The 17,747-nt window shown below is 52.9% G+C and carries 24 protein-coding genes and 1 tRNA gene; 15 read left to right on the top strand and 10 right to left on the bottom strand.

What is annotated here, in order from left to right; all coding sequences use genetic code 11:
* Positions 1–12: 12 nt before the first annotated feature.
* On the top strand, positions 13–1,110 hold the full coding sequence (gene ychF / locus AAC637_RS05785; protein WP_340302700.1) for a redox-regulated ATPase YchF: 1,098 nt from the start codon (positions 13–15) through the stop codon (positions 1,108–1,110).
* On the opposite strand, the gene AAC637_RS05780 is transcribed toward ychF, so the two are convergent.
* Genes AAC637_RS05780 through AAC637_RS05765 form a run of 4 tightly spaced genes read right to left on the bottom strand, consistent with a single transcriptional unit; the run spans position 1,107 to position 2,487 of the window.
* Positions 1,107–1,553 (bottom strand): hypothetical protein, encoded by a 447-nt coding sequence (locus AAC637_RS05780; RefSeq protein ID WP_340302699.1) that lies wholly within the window; start codon positions 1,551–1,553, stop codon positions 1,107–1,109. The genes ychF and AAC637_RS05780 overlap by 4 nt on opposite strands.
* Positions 1,554–1,578: 25 nt before the next feature.
* Positions 1,579–1,836, bottom strand: coding sequence for a hypothetical protein (locus AAC637_RS05775; protein ID WP_340302698.1), 258 nt, complete (start codon positions 1,834–1,836; stop codon positions 1,579–1,581).
* A gap of 25 nt (positions 1,837–1,861) precedes the next feature.
* The gene (locus tag AAC637_RS05770) at positions 1,862–2,242 is read right to left on the bottom strand and encodes a hypothetical protein (protein ID WP_340302697.1); all 381 of its coding nucleotides are present in this window, start codon (positions 2,240–2,242) and stop codon (positions 1,862–1,864) included.
* Complete coding sequence (locus tag AAC637_RS05765; protein ID WP_340302696.1) at positions 2,221–2,487, bottom strand: hypothetical protein; 267 nt, start codon at positions 2,485–2,487, stop codon at positions 2,221–2,223. The genes AAC637_RS05770 and AAC637_RS05765 overlap by 22 nt, the downstream gene beginning before the upstream one ends.
* Positions 2,488–2,632: 145 nt before the next feature.
* Here AAC637_RS05765 and AAC637_RS05760 point away from each other — a divergent pair.
* Positions 2,633–2,722, top strand: a tRNA-Ser gene (locus AAC637_RS05760).
* A 201-nt stretch (positions 2,723–2,923) separates the two neighbouring features.
* Here the strand turns inward: AAC637_RS05760 and AAC637_RS05755 are convergent.
* Both AAC637_RS05755 and AAC637_RS05750 read right to left on the bottom strand, forming a co-directional pair.
* Complete coding sequence (locus tag AAC637_RS05755) at positions 2,924–3,097, bottom strand: HIT family protein (protein ID WP_340303157.1); 174 nt, start codon at positions 3,095–3,097, stop codon at positions 2,924–2,926.
* A 22-nt stretch (positions 3,098–3,119) separates the two neighbouring features.
* A complete protein-coding gene (locus AAC637_RS05750) occupies positions 3,120–3,500 on the bottom strand; it encodes a hypothetical protein (protein ID WP_340302695.1) in 381 nt (126 codons plus the stop codon).
* Positions 3,501–4,010: 510 nt separating this feature from the next.
* Here AAC637_RS05750 and AAC637_RS05745 point away from each other — a divergent pair.
* Positions 4,011–4,670, top strand: a complete 660-nt coding sequence (locus AAC637_RS05745; protein ID WP_340302694.1) for a hypothetical protein — start codon at positions 4,011–4,013, stop codon at positions 4,668–4,670.
* Between the two features lie 6 nt (positions 4,671–4,676).
* Positions 4,677–5,261, top strand: a complete 585-nt coding sequence (locus tag AAC637_RS05740; RefSeq protein ID WP_340302693.1) for a hypothetical protein — start codon at positions 4,677–4,679, stop codon at positions 5,259–5,261.
* 318 nt (positions 5,262–5,579) lie between these two features.
* Here AAC637_RS05740 and AAC637_RS05735 read toward each other — a convergent pair whose 3' ends face one another.
* The 4 genes from AAC637_RS05735 to AAC637_RS05720 all read right to left on the bottom strand — a co-directional run bounded on the left by AAC637_RS05735 (position 5,580) and on the right by AAC637_RS05720 (position 8,198).
* The gene (locus AAC637_RS05735; protein WP_340302692.1) at positions 5,580–5,879 is read right to left on the bottom strand and encodes a DUF1330 domain-containing protein; all 300 of its coding nucleotides are present in this window, start codon (positions 5,877–5,879) and stop codon (positions 5,580–5,582) included.
* A 27-nt stretch (positions 5,880–5,906) separates the two neighbouring features.
* Positions 5,907–6,830 (bottom strand): HNH endonuclease, encoded by a 924-nt coding sequence (locus AAC637_RS05730; protein WP_340302691.1) that lies wholly within the window; start codon positions 6,828–6,830, stop codon positions 5,907–5,909.
* 386 nt (positions 6,831–7,216) lie between these two features.
* Positions 7,217–7,786, bottom strand: coding sequence for a hypothetical protein (locus AAC637_RS05725; RefSeq protein WP_340302690.1), 570 nt, complete (start codon positions 7,784–7,786; stop codon positions 7,217–7,219).
* Between the two features lie 148 nt (positions 7,787–7,934).
* Entirely contained in the window at positions 7,935–8,198 is a 264-nt protein-coding gene (locus AAC637_RS05720) for a hypothetical protein (RefSeq protein ID WP_340302689.1), read from the bottom strand.
* A 162-nt stretch (positions 8,199–8,360) separates the two neighbouring features.
* Here AAC637_RS05720 and AAC637_RS05715 point away from each other — a divergent pair, with 162 nt between their 5' ends.
* From AAC637_RS05715 to AAC637_RS05665, 11 genes are all read left to right on the top strand, one after another.
* Positions 8,361–9,392 (top strand): LacI family DNA-binding transcriptional regulator, encoded by a 1,032-nt coding sequence (locus AAC637_RS05715; protein WP_340302688.1) that lies wholly within the window; start codon positions 8,361–8,363, stop codon positions 9,390–9,392.
* Between the two features lie 115 nt (positions 9,393–9,507).
* On the top strand, positions 9,508–10,812 hold the full coding sequence (locus AAC637_RS05710) for an ABC transporter substrate-binding protein (protein WP_340302687.1): 1,305 nt from the start codon (positions 9,508–9,510) through the stop codon (positions 10,810–10,812).
* 128 nt (positions 10,813–10,940) lie between these two features.
* Complete coding sequence (locus tag AAC637_RS05705; RefSeq protein ID WP_340302686.1) at positions 10,941–11,807, top strand: carbohydrate ABC transporter permease; 867 nt, start codon at positions 10,941–10,943, stop codon at positions 11,805–11,807.
* A 12-nt stretch (positions 11,808–11,819) separates the two neighbouring features.
* Positions 11,820–12,650: a carbohydrate ABC transporter permease gene (locus AAC637_RS05700; RefSeq protein WP_340302685.1), complete on the top strand. Its 831-nt coding sequence runs from the start codon at positions 11,820–11,822 to the stop codon at positions 12,648–12,650.
* Positions 12,651–12,661: 11 nt separating this feature from the next.
* Positions 12,662–13,666, top strand: a complete 1,005-nt coding sequence (locus tag AAC637_RS05695; protein ID WP_340302684.1) for an ABC transporter ATP-binding protein — start codon at positions 12,662–12,664, stop codon at positions 13,664–13,666.
* A complete protein-coding gene (locus AAC637_RS05690; protein WP_340302683.1) occupies positions 13,663–14,436 on the top strand; it encodes an L-iditol 2-dehydrogenase in 774 nt (257 codons plus the stop codon). Before AAC637_RS05695 ends, AAC637_RS05690 begins: the two co-directional genes overlap by 4 nt.
* Positions 14,436–15,923: a mannitol dehydrogenase family protein gene (locus AAC637_RS05685; protein WP_340302682.1), complete on the top strand. Its 1,488-nt coding sequence runs from the start codon at positions 14,436–14,438 to the stop codon at positions 15,921–15,923. Before AAC637_RS05690 ends, AAC637_RS05685 begins: the two co-directional genes overlap by 1 nt.
* A 70-nt stretch (positions 15,924–15,993) precedes the next feature.
* The gene (locus tag AAC637_RS05680) at positions 15,994–16,407 is read left to right on the top strand and encodes a VOC family protein (RefSeq protein ID WP_340302681.1); all 414 of its coding nucleotides are present in this window, start codon (positions 15,994–15,996) and stop codon (positions 16,405–16,407) included.
* Positions 16,404–16,844 (top strand): YqaA family protein, encoded by a 441-nt coding sequence (locus AAC637_RS05675; RefSeq protein ID WP_340302680.1) that lies wholly within the window; start codon positions 16,404–16,406, stop codon positions 16,842–16,844. The genes AAC637_RS05680 and AAC637_RS05675 overlap by 4 nt, the downstream gene beginning before the upstream one ends.
* Before the next feature lie 71 nt (positions 16,845–16,915).
* Positions 16,916–17,044: a hypothetical protein gene (locus AAC637_RS05670; RefSeq protein ID WP_340302679.1), complete on the top strand. Its 129-nt coding sequence runs from the start codon at positions 16,916–16,918 to the stop codon at positions 17,042–17,044.
* Between the two features lie 218 nt (positions 17,045–17,262).
* Positions 17,263–17,616, top strand: coding sequence for a hypothetical protein (locus tag AAC637_RS05665; RefSeq protein ID WP_340243444.1), 354 nt, complete (start codon positions 17,263–17,265; stop codon positions 17,614–17,616).
* The last annotated feature ends 131 nt before the right edge of the window (positions 17,617–17,747 follow it).

Below are 17,747 nucleotides of genomic sequence, written 5' to 3'. Positions count from 1 at the left end.
AGGTCGCTTGCAATGGGTTTCAAAATGGGAATCGTGGGTCTGCCCAATGTTGGGAAATCCACGCTGTTCAATGCCTTGACCAAAACCGCAGCCGCACAGGCCGCGAATTTCCCCTTTTGCACCATCGAGCCGAATGTGGGCGATGTTGCCGTGCCTGACCCACGCCTTGAGAAATTGGCCGCGATATCAGGCTCAAAACAGATCATTCCAACCCGCATGACCTTTGTCGATATTGCGGGCCTCGTGCGCGGGGCCTCTAAAGGCGAGGGGTTGGGCAACCAATTCTTAGCCAATATTCGCGAGACCGATGCCATCGCCCAAGTGTTGCGCTGCTTCATTGATGATGATGTGACCCATGTGGAAGGCCGCGTTGACCCCGTGGCCGATGCTGAGACCATCGAAACCGAACTGATGCTCGCTGATCTCGAAAGCATCGAGAAACGCCTGCAAAACCTGACCCGAAAAGTGCGCGGTGGCGACAAAGAGGCGGTGCAGCAAGAGCGCCTTTTGAAAGAGGCGCAGGCCATGCTAGAGCAGGGCAAACCCGCCCGCATGGTCGAGGTGGCAGAGGATGACGCGAAAGCGTGGAAGATGTTGCAACTTCTGACCACCAAGCCCGTGCTATATGTTTGCAATGTGGACGAGGCCTCCGCCGCCACGGGCAATGACCTCTCCGCGCGGGTTGAGGAGATGGCCAAGGCGCAAGGGGCGGCTTCGGTCGTCATCTCTGCCGCGATTGAGGAAGAAATCAGCCAATTACCCGCCGAGGATGCCGCCGTGTTCTTGGGCGAAATGGGGCTAGAGGAGGCAGGTCTCGACCGCCTTATTCGTGCGGGATATGACCTTCTGGCATTGGAAACCTTTTTCACCGTTGGCCCGAAAGAGGCCCGCGCATGGACGATCCGCCACGGCACCGCCGCGCCACAGGCCGCTGGCGTGATCCACGGCGATTTCGAGCGCGGCTTCATCCGCGCCGAAACCATCGCCTATGAGGATTATGTCACCTTGGGCGGCGAGGTTGCCGCCAAGGACGCAGGCAAAATGCGGGTCGAGGGCAAAAGCTATATCGTTAAAGATGGCGATGTGCTGCATTTCCTCTTCAACGCCTAATCCCGCCTCGCCACCCCCGTGACCCCTGCGGCGGCGAAGGCAAGGACGATCCAACCTGCGGCAGACAGCACCCATTTCCCCCACCAAAGCGTGCATCCCGCCCATCCGCGCGCGGTGGTAGGTGTCCAAGCCTGCGTTTGGCCGAAATCAAGGATCGGGATGACCACATACGCCGCCCAAGCATAGCGGTTGAATGTTTCCCAAGACGCCCCTTCGGGGGTGGCTTCCCACGCCATCGCGGGGTGATCCGCATCATGCACCGCCGCCCAATTTTCGGATGTCAGGATCACATCGGAATTGGGCACCATATCGCCCGCTTTCCACGCAAAATGGGCAAGCATGGTGGCGATCAGCCACAATGCAAGCAACGACCAAAGGGCCTTTAGCGGGCGGTGGCCATAGTCGATCAGAAGGTAAGAGGCACAGGCGACAGCGCGTGACAACACCGCCTTAAGCAATGTCCAAGGGTCACCGCTCCAACCATATTTTGGGCGCGCGCGTCCATTCCGCAGCGGCGATTTTTCGATCTCGCGCCACCAAAACATCCCGCGCCCCACGCTCATGCCCCATATTACGCAGGGTTTTGGCGAGTTGGGTATAGGGTTGGGGGAAGAAATTACCCCCAATCTGATCCCCGCGTTCCAACCATTGCAACCGCATCGCGCTATCGGTCGGCGCGCCAATGATCCGATCATAGGTGAACCCGTCAAGGAACGCGCCCCTCAAGGATCACGCGCGCGACTTCGGGCCATCAGATAAGATCATCACATAAAGTACCCACATGGGCAGAGCTCAGATCAACAAACCCGCCTGTCACCTCGACGTTGCGAAAGAAAAGCCCATCCCTCACCTGCGCGCCTTGGGCGTTCAGCGCATCCCCTTTGGGGTTTTCAAACCGCCCGTCTTCGCAGTTCAACTGCCCGCCGATTTCGGCCCCCGACAGGCTGACCTTTCCCTTAGCGTGGAACTTGTCGCTGAGGAAAACACCGCTCTTCACCCGCGCGCCTGGGGCGTTGAGTGCGGGAAGATCGGATCCCGAAAGATTAAGAATCTCAAATTGGGCCTGCATGGCCTCAAGACCATGGTCAAAGCGGCATTTCAACAGACCTGTCAGGCCCTTGGCGCGGGACATCCAAAGGTTGAGCAGGCCGCTAATATAGGCCCCTCCAGATGCACCCCGATATCCGTGGTCGGCTGGTCGCGAAGGCTGTCTGTGATCAGCGCCTTGAGGACGGGTGCGCGGATTTTAGTCATATCCGATGGCGCATCAGGCCTGTCTTCGCCAAGACCGCATGGCTGCCCCGCAAGGCACGCCTGGATCAACTTCACCTCTGCGGGCGTCAGGTCGCCCCCGACCAAATCTTCCCAAGCCTTCACAAGCGATACCCCGATAAATTCTAGTTTGGCAGGATCAGCTTACGTCTGTCGCCACGCGCGCGGCAAGGGCTTTGCCAATACCCTATCGCATTTCTCACGATTTCCCCCCTTGCCCCTGCGCGCCCATGTCGTTAGACGGGTCGGCGGAGACGTGGCCGAGTGGTCGAAGGCGCTCCCCTGCTAAGGGAGTAGACGGGAAACCGTCTCGTGGGTTCGAATCCCATCGTCTCCGCCACTATCCTAAGTAACTAAAATATAAATTATTTGTGGCTCCGAAGGTTAGAAAAACCACCTACATTTACCACCTCTGATGCCTATTGCTGAGGCAGCGTCTTTTGGCGGATTATTCGGTGTTGTTGCGTATAGGTCACATACCTCGGAATCAGGAGCGCCTTCGACCACTCGGCCACGTCTCCGCCGACCCGTCTAACGACAATCAATAACTCTGCTTGTTCGGAATAACCCCACGCACACCACCACGAGGGTTCTCTACATCTCCATTTCTGCGTGGGATCAGATGCACGTGGACGTGAAAGATCGTTTGACCTGCTGACTGACCTGCATTGATGCCAACATTCGAACCTGAAGTTCCCCTCAGGCCCCAAAGCAAAGACTTGTTCTGTTCTTCAAACTCAGAAAGCAACGCCTATAGCTTCAATGGCTGACCAGCAGTTGATGGATATTGGATCGTCCATTGGGGCAGTGCTGACAAGGGATACTGACTGATATCCTGCTTGTGCGGCTTGCTGGCGAAGCACTGAGATCGCTGCTTCATCGCTTGGGGCTGGATCCCATAACTTGTTCTTGCACGAAAGGCCTGTAATTCTTGCTTGGGTAACGCCGTTGGGAACATTGTCGACTAGAATAGCCATTTCACCTACTACCTCTGTTGCACCCGCAACATTGATCCCAGATGAAGCATCAGTATTGGGCGCAAGTGATCCGCAACCAACCAAAGTCGACACTACAGCCAAATAAGAAAAGACTAGCTTCAATTTCATAGGTTCAACCACCAACACTTATTGGACGGGAATTACGAAGCTAGCGGGGTATGTCCGACCTTTTTCAGTGATCGAGTCTGTTATGCCAAGATCAAAAAAGATTACGCTTGCGACTACTTTCCCACTTTCCATTGAGCTTGGAATTGAGCCAGTAACTTGTCTGCCAGAGTCTGTTTGACAACTGTAATTAATATTACTTCTTGAACGCCTTACGTTGGTAGTTGAAGGCACGTCTACCTGATAACTTGCTCTAGTATTGGTTAAGCTACATGAGCCGCTATCGCCGTTGCTAAAGGAGAGTGTAAGCGGCACTGTAGGATCATTAACAATAGTTGCACATCCAGAAACTGTAAGACCTACAGCAGCAATGGCTATTGCTTTTGTTAACGACAATGGCATTCGACTTCTCCAGTAATTGTTGTTTGATTGTAGGGTTGTCGACTGTCACTGTGATTGCAAGAGTTAATTCCAAAATGATAGTCATTATCTCAATGAATTAATTGTCATGGGTGTTAGGTAAAAATGACAAAGCTCCTTGGCCCAGACGACATGCGGTTCTTTCCGATCCATGAATATCGGGAGGTGTTGTCACCTGTGGTCGAACCTGCTGATGACGCAACGGAAGAAGTAATAAGCAGACATCTATCCGATTTAGGATTTGTAAACACCAGACCGTCCAGCTTGAGAAAGCTGTCTGTATTACTCTGTAGCTTCCTGATGCAATCCATGCGTCTTCAGGGACGTGTAGAGCGCCGTGGAGGCTCTTTGATTATTGGCTGGCCTCATGACGAGGGCTACTGGAGAAGGCGCTCCAGCGTTGGCTACAAGATCGCTGAGAGCTTGAAGGAGGCCTTGGTCGAGCATGGTTGGATTTCTTATACAGCAGAAGCCAAACGCAATATCTACGAAGAGTGGGGCGTTTGTAACGGCTACAGAGTGTCGGAGTGCGTGCCTGATCTAGCTAAAGGGCTGTCGCTACAGTCAACAGAACTGGTTTATGCCGCCAGCACTTCATCCTCACGCAGTAAATTACAAGCTGATCATATTGATGAACGGGTGCGTGCGCTCTGGGCAAGATGGAAGGTCAGCCCACTGGTTTACGGTGATCAAGCGATGTTCGTGGCCCCAAGGCGCTTCAATAATGCTGCTCTGACCAGAGGTGGGCGTTTCTATGGCGCTTAGACAAACATGAGGCCAGAAGAGCGGCTACGAAGCACAATAGACGGAAGATCTGTTGGTGAAGTTGATGTCAGTGGGATGTTCGTGACCATACTAGCCGCCATGTCAGGTGAGATCCCGTTCACGACCCGCTTCAAAGATCCTTACGACTGTGGTTGGGACAACAGATCTGAAGTGAAGGCGATCATCAATGAAACCATCGGCGCTGGAACACCCAAGCACTACACGAGGGGAGGAATGTGCAAAGATATTGGTATGAGCCAAGAGCAGTTCACGCATATCCGCAAGAACTTCATCACCCCGAAATTCAAATGCCTTCAGATCCTCAAGAAGGATGAGCTTGATAGCCTTACTTTGGCATACCACGAAAGTGAGATCATGCTGAGGACGGTGGAGAGCATGAAGCAACCAATCTTTATCCTGCATGATTGCTTGATATGCCAAAGGGACGAAGAGCTAGATGTTGGGAAGCAGATCCAGCGAGTATTTGTTGACTACTGTAAAGAGCAGGGTTGGACACCCATTGCGCCAGCATTTTCCGTAGAGCGTTTAGGTGAAGAAAAGCGTGAGTTCAGCGGTTACCGTAACCCATAAGAAAAGGCGTGCTATACACCTTCGTTCCCCTCATAAGTAGAGTAAGCTGAAGTAGTGATTATTAGGGGTGTAATAAGGCTACAGAGATATACTTTAGCCCCATACTAATTCAATATTTCTCTTACCTGAGTAATCAATCTTAACAGCTTAATCTTCCGCATATTTCTTCATAACTGTTAGGCGATAAGGGATAAATCCAAGTATCTTTGCTTTCGCTTATCTGTAGCTCTCAGATGCGTATCAGAAGAGAGTAGTCAGCATCCTGCCTCTCTGCTCATTTACATCGTAGGGAGGCCTTATTTCCACTGTGAGGGGGCCTCAGGTAGGATCGTAGCCCACAACCTGAATGATAACGCCATCTGAGTTCTCTTGTCGTGCCTTGCGGACTTCCACATAACGGGGATCATCGTAGAACTCCTGAGCCACCTCAATGCTTGGGAACTCAATGACTACCATTCTGTCGTGGCCTAGTTTGCCCTCTACCACATTCTTATCACCGCCACGGACGAGATAACGACCACCATACTCAGCGACCAAAGCCCCAGTCTGCTCCATGTAAGGCTTATATGGCTCAGGATTAGTCACAGTTACCAAACCGATGATGTAACCTTTGGGCATCAATGATCTCCTTGGAGGGCAGGTGAGTTATTTCTTGTAAACATACTTGTGGTGATGACGCAGATATCGTTTGCGCCTAGGATCAACGCTGATCAGTGGCTTTCCTAACATCACTTCAAAATTCCACTGGATTGGCAGCATCGGTGGACAGGATGCAGACAACATTAGACAGCCATCAAAATCAAACGAGACATAACCTTGATCAAATAGCAGGTCGATGTGGGGAGCTAGTGCTAGGCCATTTGAAGGGTCGAGCCTTTCGTCAGCACTTTCGCAGTCACGCCAAGGCTTAATGTGACTAGCCCTAAGAAATGCGGGATCACCAACACCAGTAATCGGACAATTTTGTTCTTTGCTTAGAACTGCACGTCTGAACTCTAATTGACCAATTCTTTGCTGCACAACTCGTGCTACCTCAGTTGTCTTTCTATGAGATCCAAAGTTAGCAAGTTGGTTACCCGCAACTGTAGTCATTGCTTTTGCAAACAGGGCTGGGTTTCGCTCCAAGCTACAGGCAACGATTGTTTGAAAAAGCGGTTCTGAAATCTCGGTTAAATAACATCCCTGATTGCCGTTACCTTGGCGATCAAGAGGACTGTATTTGTCAGGGAATAAATGGCTAATCTCATCCCAGATTAGCTTGGGAGCCACGGGAGGCGAAAGCTGCTGCCAACTTACAGGTAAAAACCAACCGTCCTTTGACCAGTTGTCGCCACCTCTTCCCATGAAGTCGGGTTGTTGTTCATCATACGCGACCTCCAAGACAACGCCGAAATGAGCAATTTTGCCGCCCGCATAGCTAAGCACAAGGTCACCTGCCATGGCTTCAATCATTGTGTCGTAGAAGTAATTCCTTGAGCCATTTGATTTAGTTTTTGGCGACCACAGAAATGACCCACCAATTTCATCTTTGGCAGTTTGTTTATGATTTACCCACCAAAACCGTGCCATTCAGTTTACCCGCCATAGCTGGAGCGACAAGCTCGTCACTAGTGAGTGTGACATCGTCATGGCTTCCTGTGAAGAGATCCAGTCAATGTTTAGAAACATATGCGTCTACAGCGCATGCAGATTCTGGGAACCCTTGGAAATCCGACTTTAGAATCGTCTCGCCTCGGTTTCTGCCCCTGTATCCAAGACAAAAAAGGTTCGATGTTAGATGACTGGGAACCCAAATCGGAACCCAAGCGTCAATTCAAAAGCAGCAAAAAACCCTTATTTAAAAAGATTTTATGAGACTTGAGGGATAATCCCATCGTCTCCGCCATCTTCCTTTATTTGGCGGTATAAGGTCGGGCCTGCTGTTTTGGTGGGGTCGTTTGGATGTTGCCGCTGCGTTAGTTCAGCAGCGAGATGGATGGGTCGATCTTGTCATTTTCGCGCAGCCAGTTGGGGAAGGCGGCGGTGGCCCATGTGGCTTTTGCATAAGAGCGAAACAGCACATCAAGCACGTTACGAAAATCTTGGATCGAGAGGGACATCGCATAGATTTCCGCAATGTCTTGGTGCGATTTGAACAGCAGGTTAAAGCCATCATTCGTCGGGACAAAGTCGATTGTATGGCAAAGCCACGCGTGCTGATCATCGGCAAGTTTCACGGGCGCCACGCTTGGGGCGGCGGCGCGTTCTTGTCGGACCACCTGTTGTTCAAGTTGGTTCAGGGTTGCGCTATGCGCAGACGCACCGCCGAGGCCCTTTTTGGTGGCGACCTCTGCGATTTTATCTGCGGCGACAGTCACAAAATTATCGCTCAATCGGCGGGTCAGCCAAAACGCAAAGGTCATGCCTTGCGCATCCACGCAATTGAGGCGAACGCGATCTTCGATGGGCACATATTCTGCGGTAAAGGTTTTGATCTGGCGCAGGGTGGGTTGTTTTCGCGATTTTCTGTTTGCACAGTTCCGCATTCGTCACGCAGGCGTGGCAGGGGCCACAGAGCTATCGAACACCTGTCTCGCGCATAACAGCTTTCGCGTAAACCAAAAAAGGTTGCTCTAAATGGACAGGGAGCCATCTCTGGCCCCCTGTCGCATCGTGTTTTGATCTCGCCTATGATTACAGCATCTGCGACAGAAAATAGATTGGGGCCGCGATTGCAAAAGTTGCACAGGCCGCTTTCGACAGGCACACGGCGCAGGCTAGCGGGCCTTTGCCGGTGGTCATTTCACCAAACCACCCCAAAAACGCACCGACTGCATAGCCCGCCGCTTCGCGTTTCAGCTGTTCTTGTTTGAGTGATGCCTGTGAGTGGGCATAGCGCGCTTTGAGATCAATTTGACCTTGTTGCACCATGTCGCGGGTCATTGATTGGTCATTCATCCTCGCCTCCTAAATCAAGTCAGTCCCGCTGACTTAGTGCCGTGGCAGGAAAGGCAAGGCGTCAGGTTAAACTGCGGGCCGTATCGGAGAGTTTCTCAAGTCTTGATTTTTTCCGCGCGATAAGAAAACGTAAAGCTTGGTAAAAAATTGAAAGTGAGACAAATGGAAGATCGGCCCGTGCGCAACATGGAGGAGTTTGCCGCCTTTTGCGGGGTGTCGCGTCCGACTGTGTCAAAATATTTTCACGACCCCGAAAGCGTCCGCCCCGCCACCCGCGCCAAAATTGAGCAGGCGTTGGAGGAAAGCAATTATCGTCCCAATATCTTTGCGGTGAACCAAAACCGCAAGCTGACGAAGAATATCGGCATTGTTTTGCCCTATCTGGCAGATCCGTTTTTTGCCGAAATCGCAAGGCGGATCGAGACATTGGTAATTGCGCAGGGGTTTCGCCCAATTTTGCTTAGCTCGCATGGCGATCCGCAGCTTGAGGTTGGCAATTTGGACGCACTACGCGCGATTAAGCCTGCGGCTGTTTTATTGGCCCCGCTTGGGCGCGCCTCTGATCGGGCGGCGTTGGAAGGCTTTTGCGCTGATGTGCCCACAGTAAATTTTGATGCCAATATTGAGGGGATTGGCGAGGCCTTCGTGGGTCACAACAACGAACAAGCAACCGATAAGATGGTTGAGTATCTGACCCGCACAGGCGAGCCGCCCGTATTTTTCGAGATGCGCAAGCCGCCCAACCCAAATGCCAATAAACGCCGCTTGGCCTATATCGGCGCGATGGAGCGATTGGGGTTCGCACCACAGGTCGTGCAGGCCCATGGGGAAGGGTGGGCGCTCGAGGAGATCGGTTATAACGAAGGGCGGCGGGTGATCATGGAACGCGCCTTTTCAAGCAATACGATTTTCTGTAGCAATGACCGCTTGGCCATTGGCTTTTTGGCGGCGGCTTATGAATTGGGTTTGCGCGTGGGGCGCGAGGCGGATTGCGCGTTGCGGGTGGCGGGGCATGACAACCACCCCGTGGCGCGGTTTACCTGCCCGACCTTGACCACGATCTCGCATGATTATGCGCGCATTGCCACGAAAAGCGTTGAGACAATGATGGCTTTGATCGAGTCGGGCGAGCGCGGCGATACCCGACAAGTGACGCTGTTTGATGGCGAGTTGATTATGCGCGCTTCGGCATAATCCAAGGTTATCAAGGGCTAAGATAAAAATTTACACGCGTAAATTTTTTTATTGACGGGAAACAAGTCTTGTCAGTAACGTCTGGCTACTGAATAGAATCCTTGGGAGGAGTAGGATGATTATGAAACGCTCGTTGCTTGCAGCGACAGCTTTGTCTGTGCTGACTGCTGGTGCTGCGATGGCGCAGACCATCACAATCGCAACCGTAAACAATGGCGATATGATCCGTATGCAGGGCTATACGGATACATTCACAGAACAAACTGGTATCAATGTTGAGTGGGTGACCCTTGAGGAAAACGTGCTGCGTCAGCGCGTGACCACCGACATCACCACAAATGGTGGCCAGTTCGACATCATGACCATCGGCATGTATGAGGCGCCGATCTGGGGTTCTAATGACTGGCTTGTGCCTTTGGACGACCTCAGCGCCGAATACGATGTGGCTGACCTTCTGCCTGCAATGGCAGGCGGTTTGAGCCATGATGGCACGCTGTACGCGGCACCTTTCTACGGCGAAAGCTCGATGGTGATGTATCGCACAGACCTGATGGAAGCAGCGGGTCTGGAAATGCCAGAAGCGCCAACTTGGGCCTTCATCCGCGAAGCGGCGGCAGCGATGACAGATCGCGCAAATGACATCAACGGCATCTGTCTGCGTGGTAAGGCAGGCTGGGGTGAAGGCGGCGCTTTCATCACTGCAATGTCCAACTCGTTTGGCGCACGTTGGTTTGACATGGACTGGAACGCACAGTTCGACACACAGCCATGGCGTGACACGTTGGAATTCTTTGTTGGCATGATGACTGACTCGGGCCCTGCGGGCTATGCCACCAACGGCTTCAACGAGAACCTGTCGCTGTTCCAGCAGGGCAAGTGCGGTATGTGGATTGACGCGACTGTTGCGGCATCCTTCGTCACCAACCCCAATGACTCGACTGTTGCAGATCACGTAGGTTTTGCCCTGGCACCTGATAATGGCCTTGGCAAGCGTTCCAACTGGCTCTGGGCTTGGGCCTTGGCTATCCCTGCGGGCACACAGCAAGCAGATGCAGCCAAGCAGTTCATCGAATGGGCGACTTCCAAAGAATATATCGAATTGGTTGCAGCCAATGAAGGTTGGGCAAACGTGCCTCCAGGCGCGCGCACCTCGCTCTATGAGAACCCCAACTACGCAGACGTTCCATTTGCAGACATGACACTTCGTTCGATCTTGTCCGCAGACCCGAACGACTCGACCGTTGAGCCAAGCCCCTATGTCGGCATTCAGTTCGCAGCGATCCCAGAATTTGCGGGCATCGCATCTGAAGTGAGCCAAGAATTCTCGGCAGTTTATGCAGGCCAGCAGTCCATCGATGAGGCTTTGGAAAAAGCACAAGCCATCACCAATGAAGCAATGGAAGCTGCGGGCTATCGCTAAGCGGTAACCCACCTCCCCAAGAACGTGGGAGGCGTCTCAAGGTCGCCTCCCACATTTTCCGACATCGCCTCCGTATTTGTTAATATATATTGACCAGACCCGATGTCTGTCCCGTGAAGGATTTGCCGATGGCCACCCAACATTCACGATCCGCTGCGCGTGTGATGATGGCCCCTGCCGTGATCTTGCTGCTTGGTTGGATGCTTGTTCCGTTGACCATGACCTTGTGGTTTTCGTTTCGGCAATATCTGCCGCTGCGCGGTGGCGACCAAGGTTTTATCGGCTTTGAGAATTACATCCGCTTTATCAGCTCAAGTTCGTTTTGGCCTGCGGTTCAAACCACCCTTGTGATCGTGCTGGGGGTTTTGGCCATCACTGTCATCCTTGGGATCTTCCTCGCCATGCTGTTGGATCAGCCCATTTGGGGGCAGGGTGTCGTGCGTATCATGGTCATCGCGCCCTTTTTTGTTATGCCCACTGTATCGGCTTTGGTGTGGAAGAATATCTTTATGGATCCCGTCAACGGCCTGTTCGCGCATTTGTGGCGCGCCTTTGGGGCGGAACCTGTTGTGTGGTTGTCGGATGTGCCCATTACATCGCTGATCATGATTGTCTCGTGGCAATGGCTGCCGTTTGCCACGCTGATTTTGCTAACCGCGATCCAATCTTTGGATGCTGAGCAACTAGAGGCCGCCGAAATGGATGGCGCAGGCCCTGTTGCACGGTTTTGCAATCTGGTGCTGCCGCATTTGGCGCGGGCGATCACGATTGTGATCTTGATCCAGACGATTTTCTTACTGTCGATTTTCGCCGAAATTTTTGTGACCACGGGCGGGGCCTTTGGCACGCGGACGTTGACCTACCTGATCTTCCAACGCGTGTTGGAAAGCCAGAATGTGGGTCTGGGGTCTGCGGGCGGGGTCTACGCCATCATCCTTGCCAATATTGTTGCCGTCTTCTTGATGCGCATCGTTGGCAAGAATTTGGACGCGTGAGGAGGAAACGCTATGGCCCGCGCAGTCACTCCAAACCGTAAGCTCATCAATACTTTGGTTGCATGGACGATTGGCTTTTTGATCTTCTTCCCGATCTTATGGACGATCCTGACAAGCTTCAAAACCGAGGCGCAAGCGATTAATGACCCGCCTTTATTCTTTTTCTTTGACTGGACGCTAGAGAATTATGGCGTTGTGCAGGAGCGGTCGGACTACACCCGCTATCTGTGGAATTCGATCATCATCGCGTTTGGTTCAACCACGCTTGGCCTGTTGGTGGCGATCCCTGCCGCTTGGGCTATGGCCTTTGTGCCTTCCAAACGCACCAAGGATATCTTGCTTTGGATGTTGTCCACCAAAATGTTGCCTGCGGTTGGGGTGCTTTATCCCATTTACCTGCTCTTCATTGAGCTTGGACTTCTCGACAGCCGCTTTGGTTTGGTTGTGGTTATGATGCTCATCAACCTGCCGATCATTGTCTGGATGCTCTATACCTATTTCAAGGAAATCCCGAGCGAGATCCTAGAGGCCGCGCGGATGGATGGCGCGAGCTTGCGCGAGGAAATCCTGTATGTGCTGACACCAATGGCCATTCCAGGAATTGCCTCAACCATTTTGCTCAATGTCATTTTAGCGTGGAACGAGGCGTTTTGGACATTGAACCTCACAGCGGCCAATGCGGCCCCGCTGACGGCCTTCATCGCCAGTTATTCTAGTCCAGAAGGGCTGTTTTACGCGAAGCTATCGGCAGCTTCGACCATGGCGATTGCGCCCATTCTTGTGATGGGGTGGTTCAGCCAGAAACAACTTGTGCGCGGCCTGACCTTTGGCGCGGTTAAATAAGCGGAGCGGAAATGGGACAGATCACATTAAACAAAGTGTCCAAGAAATTCGGGGATGTCGAAGTTATTCCGCCGCTGGATTTGGACATTAATGATGGCGAGTTTGTTGTCTTTGTCGGCCCATCAGGCTGCGGGAAATCCACGCTTCTGCGTTTGATCGCAGGGCTTGAGGATGTCAGCGATGGCGCGGTGATGATTGACGGGGTGAATGCAACTGACATTGCCCCAGCCAAGCGCGGCCTGGCGATGGTGTTCCAGTCTTACGCGCTTTATCCGCATATGTCGGTGCGCAAGAATATCGCGTTTCCGCTGCGTATGGCGGGGCTGAGCAAATCGGAACAAGACGCCCGTGTTGCGCAAGCGGCAGAGGTTTTGAATCTAACGGACTATCTCGACCGTAAGCCAGGGCAATTATCGGGTGGTCAGCGCCAGCGCGTGGCCATTGGCCGTGCCATCGTGCGCGAGCCTGCCGCATTCTTATTTGACGAGCCTTTGTCAAACCTAGATGCGGCGTTGCGGGTTGGGATGCGCCTTGAGATCAGTGAATTGCACAAGCGCCTGAAGACCACGATGATCTATGTGACCCATGATCAGGTCGAAGCGATGACCATGGCCGATAAGATCGTGGTCTTGCGTGCAGGCGTTATCGAACAGGTGGGCAGCCCGTTGGAGCTGTATCAGCGCCCTTGCAACACCTTTGTCGCAGGCTTTATCGGATCACCCAAGATGAACCTGTTAGGCGGTGATCTGGCTACACCTTATGGCGCCCATACGATTGGCATCCGCCCCGAGCATTTGGAAATTTCCACAAGCAAAGGCACATGGTCAGGACAGGTTGGTGTGTCTGAACATTTGGGGTCTGACACGTTTTTGCACGTTCAAATCGAGGGCCATGCCGAACCGATCACCGTGCGGGTCTCGGGTGAGATTGACGTGGATTACGGCGCGACTGTGCATTTGACGCCAAACCCCGATCACATCCACCGCTTTGATGCAAAGGGGCTCCGCCAGTCATGACACGGCTTCTTGGGAAAAAGGCGCTGGTCACGGGGGCTGCGCGCGGCATCGGATACGCGTTTGCGCAGCGCTACATTGCAGAAGGCGCAGAGGTTGCGATTGGCGACATTAACATCACCCGCGCCCGAGAGGCGGCAGCGGTGCTTGGCCCCAAGGCGTGCGCGGTTGAAATGGATGTGACAGACCAAGCCAGTATCGAAGCAGCCGTGGATCAAGTTGAAGCCAGCCTTGGTGGGATTGATATCTTGATCAACAATGCGGCGCTTTTCACCGCTGCCCCCATTGTCGAAATCACGCGCGCCGATTTTGACAAGGTCTTTGCGATCAACGTGGCGGGCGTTCTGTTTACCATGCAGGCTGTCGCCAAGAAAATGATTGCCCGCGGGCAGGGGGGCAAGATTATCAATATGGCCAGCCAAGCAGGGCGGCGCGGTGAGGCCTTGGTGGGGGTCTACTGTGCCTCTAAGGCGGCTGTGATCAGTCTGACCCAATCCGCAGGGCTGAACCTCATTTCCCATGGGATCAATGTGAATGCGATCGCGCCCGGTGTGGTGGATGGCGAGCATTGGGACGGGGTGGATGCGTTTTTTGCAAAATATGAGGGCAAGCCTCTTGGCCAGAAAAAGCGCGAAGTCGGCGAAGCCGTGCCTTTCGGGCGCATGGGGAAAGCTGAAGATTTAACTGGCATGGCCGTGTTCCTGGCAAGCGCGGATGCCGATTACATCGTGGCCCAGACATATAATGTCGATGGTGGGAATTGGATGAGCTGATGCGAGACGTGCCGATGATTGCCCTTAGCCAAGATAACCTTTCAAGCCTGCCTTCAAAGATTGCGCGGCCCAGTTATGATCGAAGCGCGCTTTCGGCGGGAATTGTTCATATTGGTCTTGGGAATTTCCATCGCGCGCACCAATCGTGGTATTTGCATCGCCTGATGGAGCAGGGTCTGGCGCATGATTGGGCGATTATCGGTGCAGGCGTGCGCCCTTACGATGACGTGCAGCGTCAAAAAATGCTGGCACAGGATTGTCTGACGACATTGATCAAACTTGATCCCGAAGGTGTCTCTGCCGAAGTGGTCGGGTCGATGATCGATTACATCCCTGTGGTTGAGGGTAATGGCCCGCTGATCGCGCGCATGGCTGAGGCGGATATTCGGATTGTCGCCCTGACTGTGACCGAAGGTGGCTATTATATCGACCCTGTTACGCTCGGGTTTGATGCGGCCCATCCTGATATTATGCATGATGTGGCCCATCCTGACCAGCCGCGCACGGCCTTTGGCGCGATTGTTGCAGCCTTGCGGCTGCGCCGTGCCAAGGGGCAAGGGCCAATTACGCTGCAATCTTGCGATAACCTACAGGGCAATGGTGCGGTTCTGCGTCAGACGATTGTGTCGCTTGCGCGTCTGATGGATGCTGATTTGGCCGATTGGATCAACACCGCCTGCAGCTTTCCCAATTCGATGGTGGATTGCATCGTCCCTGCGACAGGGCCGAATGAATTGGCCTTGGTCGAGGAGTTTGGACTGCATGATCAAGTGCCCGTAACCCACGAGGCCTTTCGCCAATGGGTGATCGAAGATGATTTTTGTGCGGGCCGCCCCGATTGGGATTTGGCCGGCGCGACCTTCTCGGATCACGTTCACGCGTTCGAGGCGATGAAAATTCGCATTCTAAACGGCGGACATCAGGTGTTGGCCAATGCAGGTGAGGTTCTGTCACTTGCCACAATCTCTGCTGCGATGGGGGATGCGGATGTTGCGCCCTTTTTTGCAAAAGTAGTGCGCGAGGAAATCGCGCCCCATGTGCAGCCCGTGCCAGATATGACCCCAGCCGATTATGTGACGCTGATTGAACGGCGCTTTGGCAATGAGATGATTGTCGACACAACGCGCCGCGTGGCGTTTGATGGCTCGTCCCGTCATCCAGGTTTTGTGCTGCCTTCGTTGCGCGATGGTTTGGAAAATGGCAGCTCAATTTCAGGGCTCGCTTTGGTCGAGGCCGCATGGGCGCGCATGTGTGCCGCCACCCGCGAAGATGGAACAGTGATTGAAGCGAATGACCCTAATTGGTCTGATTTGCATCAGACGGCGCTTGTCGCAAAATCTGATCCAATGGTATGGCTTTCTATGTCGCGGATCTATGGTGATCTGGCCGATGATCCGCGCTTTGCGACAGCATTTTGCGATTGGTTGACTTTGATTTGGTCACAAGGGTTGCGCGCTGCTTTGCACGCCTATGTGGCGGCGGATTAAGCCCTTGGCATTAGCAGGGTCTTTGCGCCTATAGTCGGGGCACATACCTTCGACAACAAAGGCCCGCAGCATGAAGCTAGAATTTCACCATATCAATTTCGTCTCCGAAGATGTGGATCGGTTGCACGCGTTCTACACGGGTGTTTTGGGGCTGGACGACATTCCAATCCAATCTTTCCCGCGCCCTGAGGCAACTTCGCAAAGCGGGTATGATGGTAAAATTCGTTTTGCCACGGATGGGCAGATGCAAATGCATCTTGCCACAAAGGATTTGTCTGTCGCCTTTCGCAATGGCGAGGTGATCAACCCTGTCGAACGCGGGCATATTGCCTTTCGCACAGATGACATTGCAGCCTTTATGGCGCTGCTTGACCAACATAACATTCCTTATTCCGATTACGGCACTGCCTTTGCGAAAGAATGGCATCAGGTCTTTTTCTATGATCCCGAGGGCAATGTGATCGAGGTGCACCAAGCTGTATGATGGGGGGTCTTTGGCTTCTTTTTGGGGCGGCTTTCCTTGCGGCAAGCCTAATCCCCGCGCAATCTGAGGCGGTCTTGGTTGGGCTAATCCTTGGCCAGACCTATCCCGTCTGGATGTTGGTCTTGGTCGCTGGGATTGGCAATGTTTTGGGCTCTTGTGTTAATTGGGGCTTAGGGCGCGTGGCTGAGACACAAGCCGATAAACGCTGGTTTCCGATATCCCGCGCGAATTTGGCCCGCGCGCAAGACCGCTATCAGCGTTGGGGTTGGATTAGCCTTTTGGCCTCATGGGTGCCAATTATCGGTGATCCGATTACGCTTGCCGCAGGGGTGATGCGCGAGCCTCTTTGGCGGTTTGTATTGGTTGTCAGCATCGCCAAATTTGGTCGATATATCGTTTTGGCGACCACTGTTTTGGGTGCTGTGCATTTCTTTTGAGATTGGGGGTTTCCAGCAGGCATTCTCTCTCTATCTCCCCCCTTACACAGATCAAAGCCGAGGAAAAAATAATGAGTGATTGTGGATGCGGACGTTCGCCAACGGGTAAATGTGTGGGTTGGCATAATCTGACCGAAGAAGAATATCTCGAAAAGAAAGCTGCTTGGCAAAAGCGTCAGGCCGAGAAAGACGCCAAGTGATCCGCGCGGCACTCAAACGGTTTGGGGGTTGAGAAAGTCGCCCCATACGCCGTTTTCGTTTTGATGGTTAAAAGCGGAAATTAGGCAAATTAAAAAAATTATCATTTTGATCTTTTATGATAGGTAGTAATTTTATAGGCTCGTCTTTAGTAGCGCTGCCCATTTAGTAGTTTGGAGTGGCGTTTTGGTTTCGTATGTTAGTTGGTGAGGGAAGTTTGATGTCAAAGCAGATGGCGCTGGTCGATCTTAATCTATTGGCCGAAACAAGCCGATTTCCAGTTTTGAAAGGTTTCATGCGTTCGCCAGCGCATTGGGAATTGCTGTGCAATATCTATGTCCTAGATGGCGATGAAACCTATGGCATCAACGACTATATTGACATGTGCAAAACGGGCAGTGTGACCCGATTGACGCTGTCCAATTTCCTGCGCGCGCAAATTTCGAATGGCGCCTTGGAGGTGCAATTTGGCGCCAAGAAAAGTCGCAAAACCCTGACCTTGTCCAACAGCCTGAAGGCAGAGGTCGAGAACTACTTTGCGCTTCGCACTCGCTTGATGAAAGAGCAAGCCTAAGCCAAAACGCGCCCTGAACAGCGCCGCAAGTCGCCTTTGGCAGGCGCAGTGTCGCAGCATTGAGGGCGCAGATTGGTGAAATAGGTGTTTCACATGCCCCATGGCAGGCTTTATCAGCGTGATAGCAAACG

The organism is Roseobacter sp. HKCCD7870 (assembly GCF_037830315.1).
Classification (GTDB): domain Bacteria; phylum Pseudomonadota; class Alphaproteobacteria; order Rhodobacterales; family Rhodobacteraceae; genus M30B80.
The sequence above is the reverse complement of the archived record's forward strand: the minus strand, read 5'-3'. Positions and strand labels throughout refer to the sequence as shown.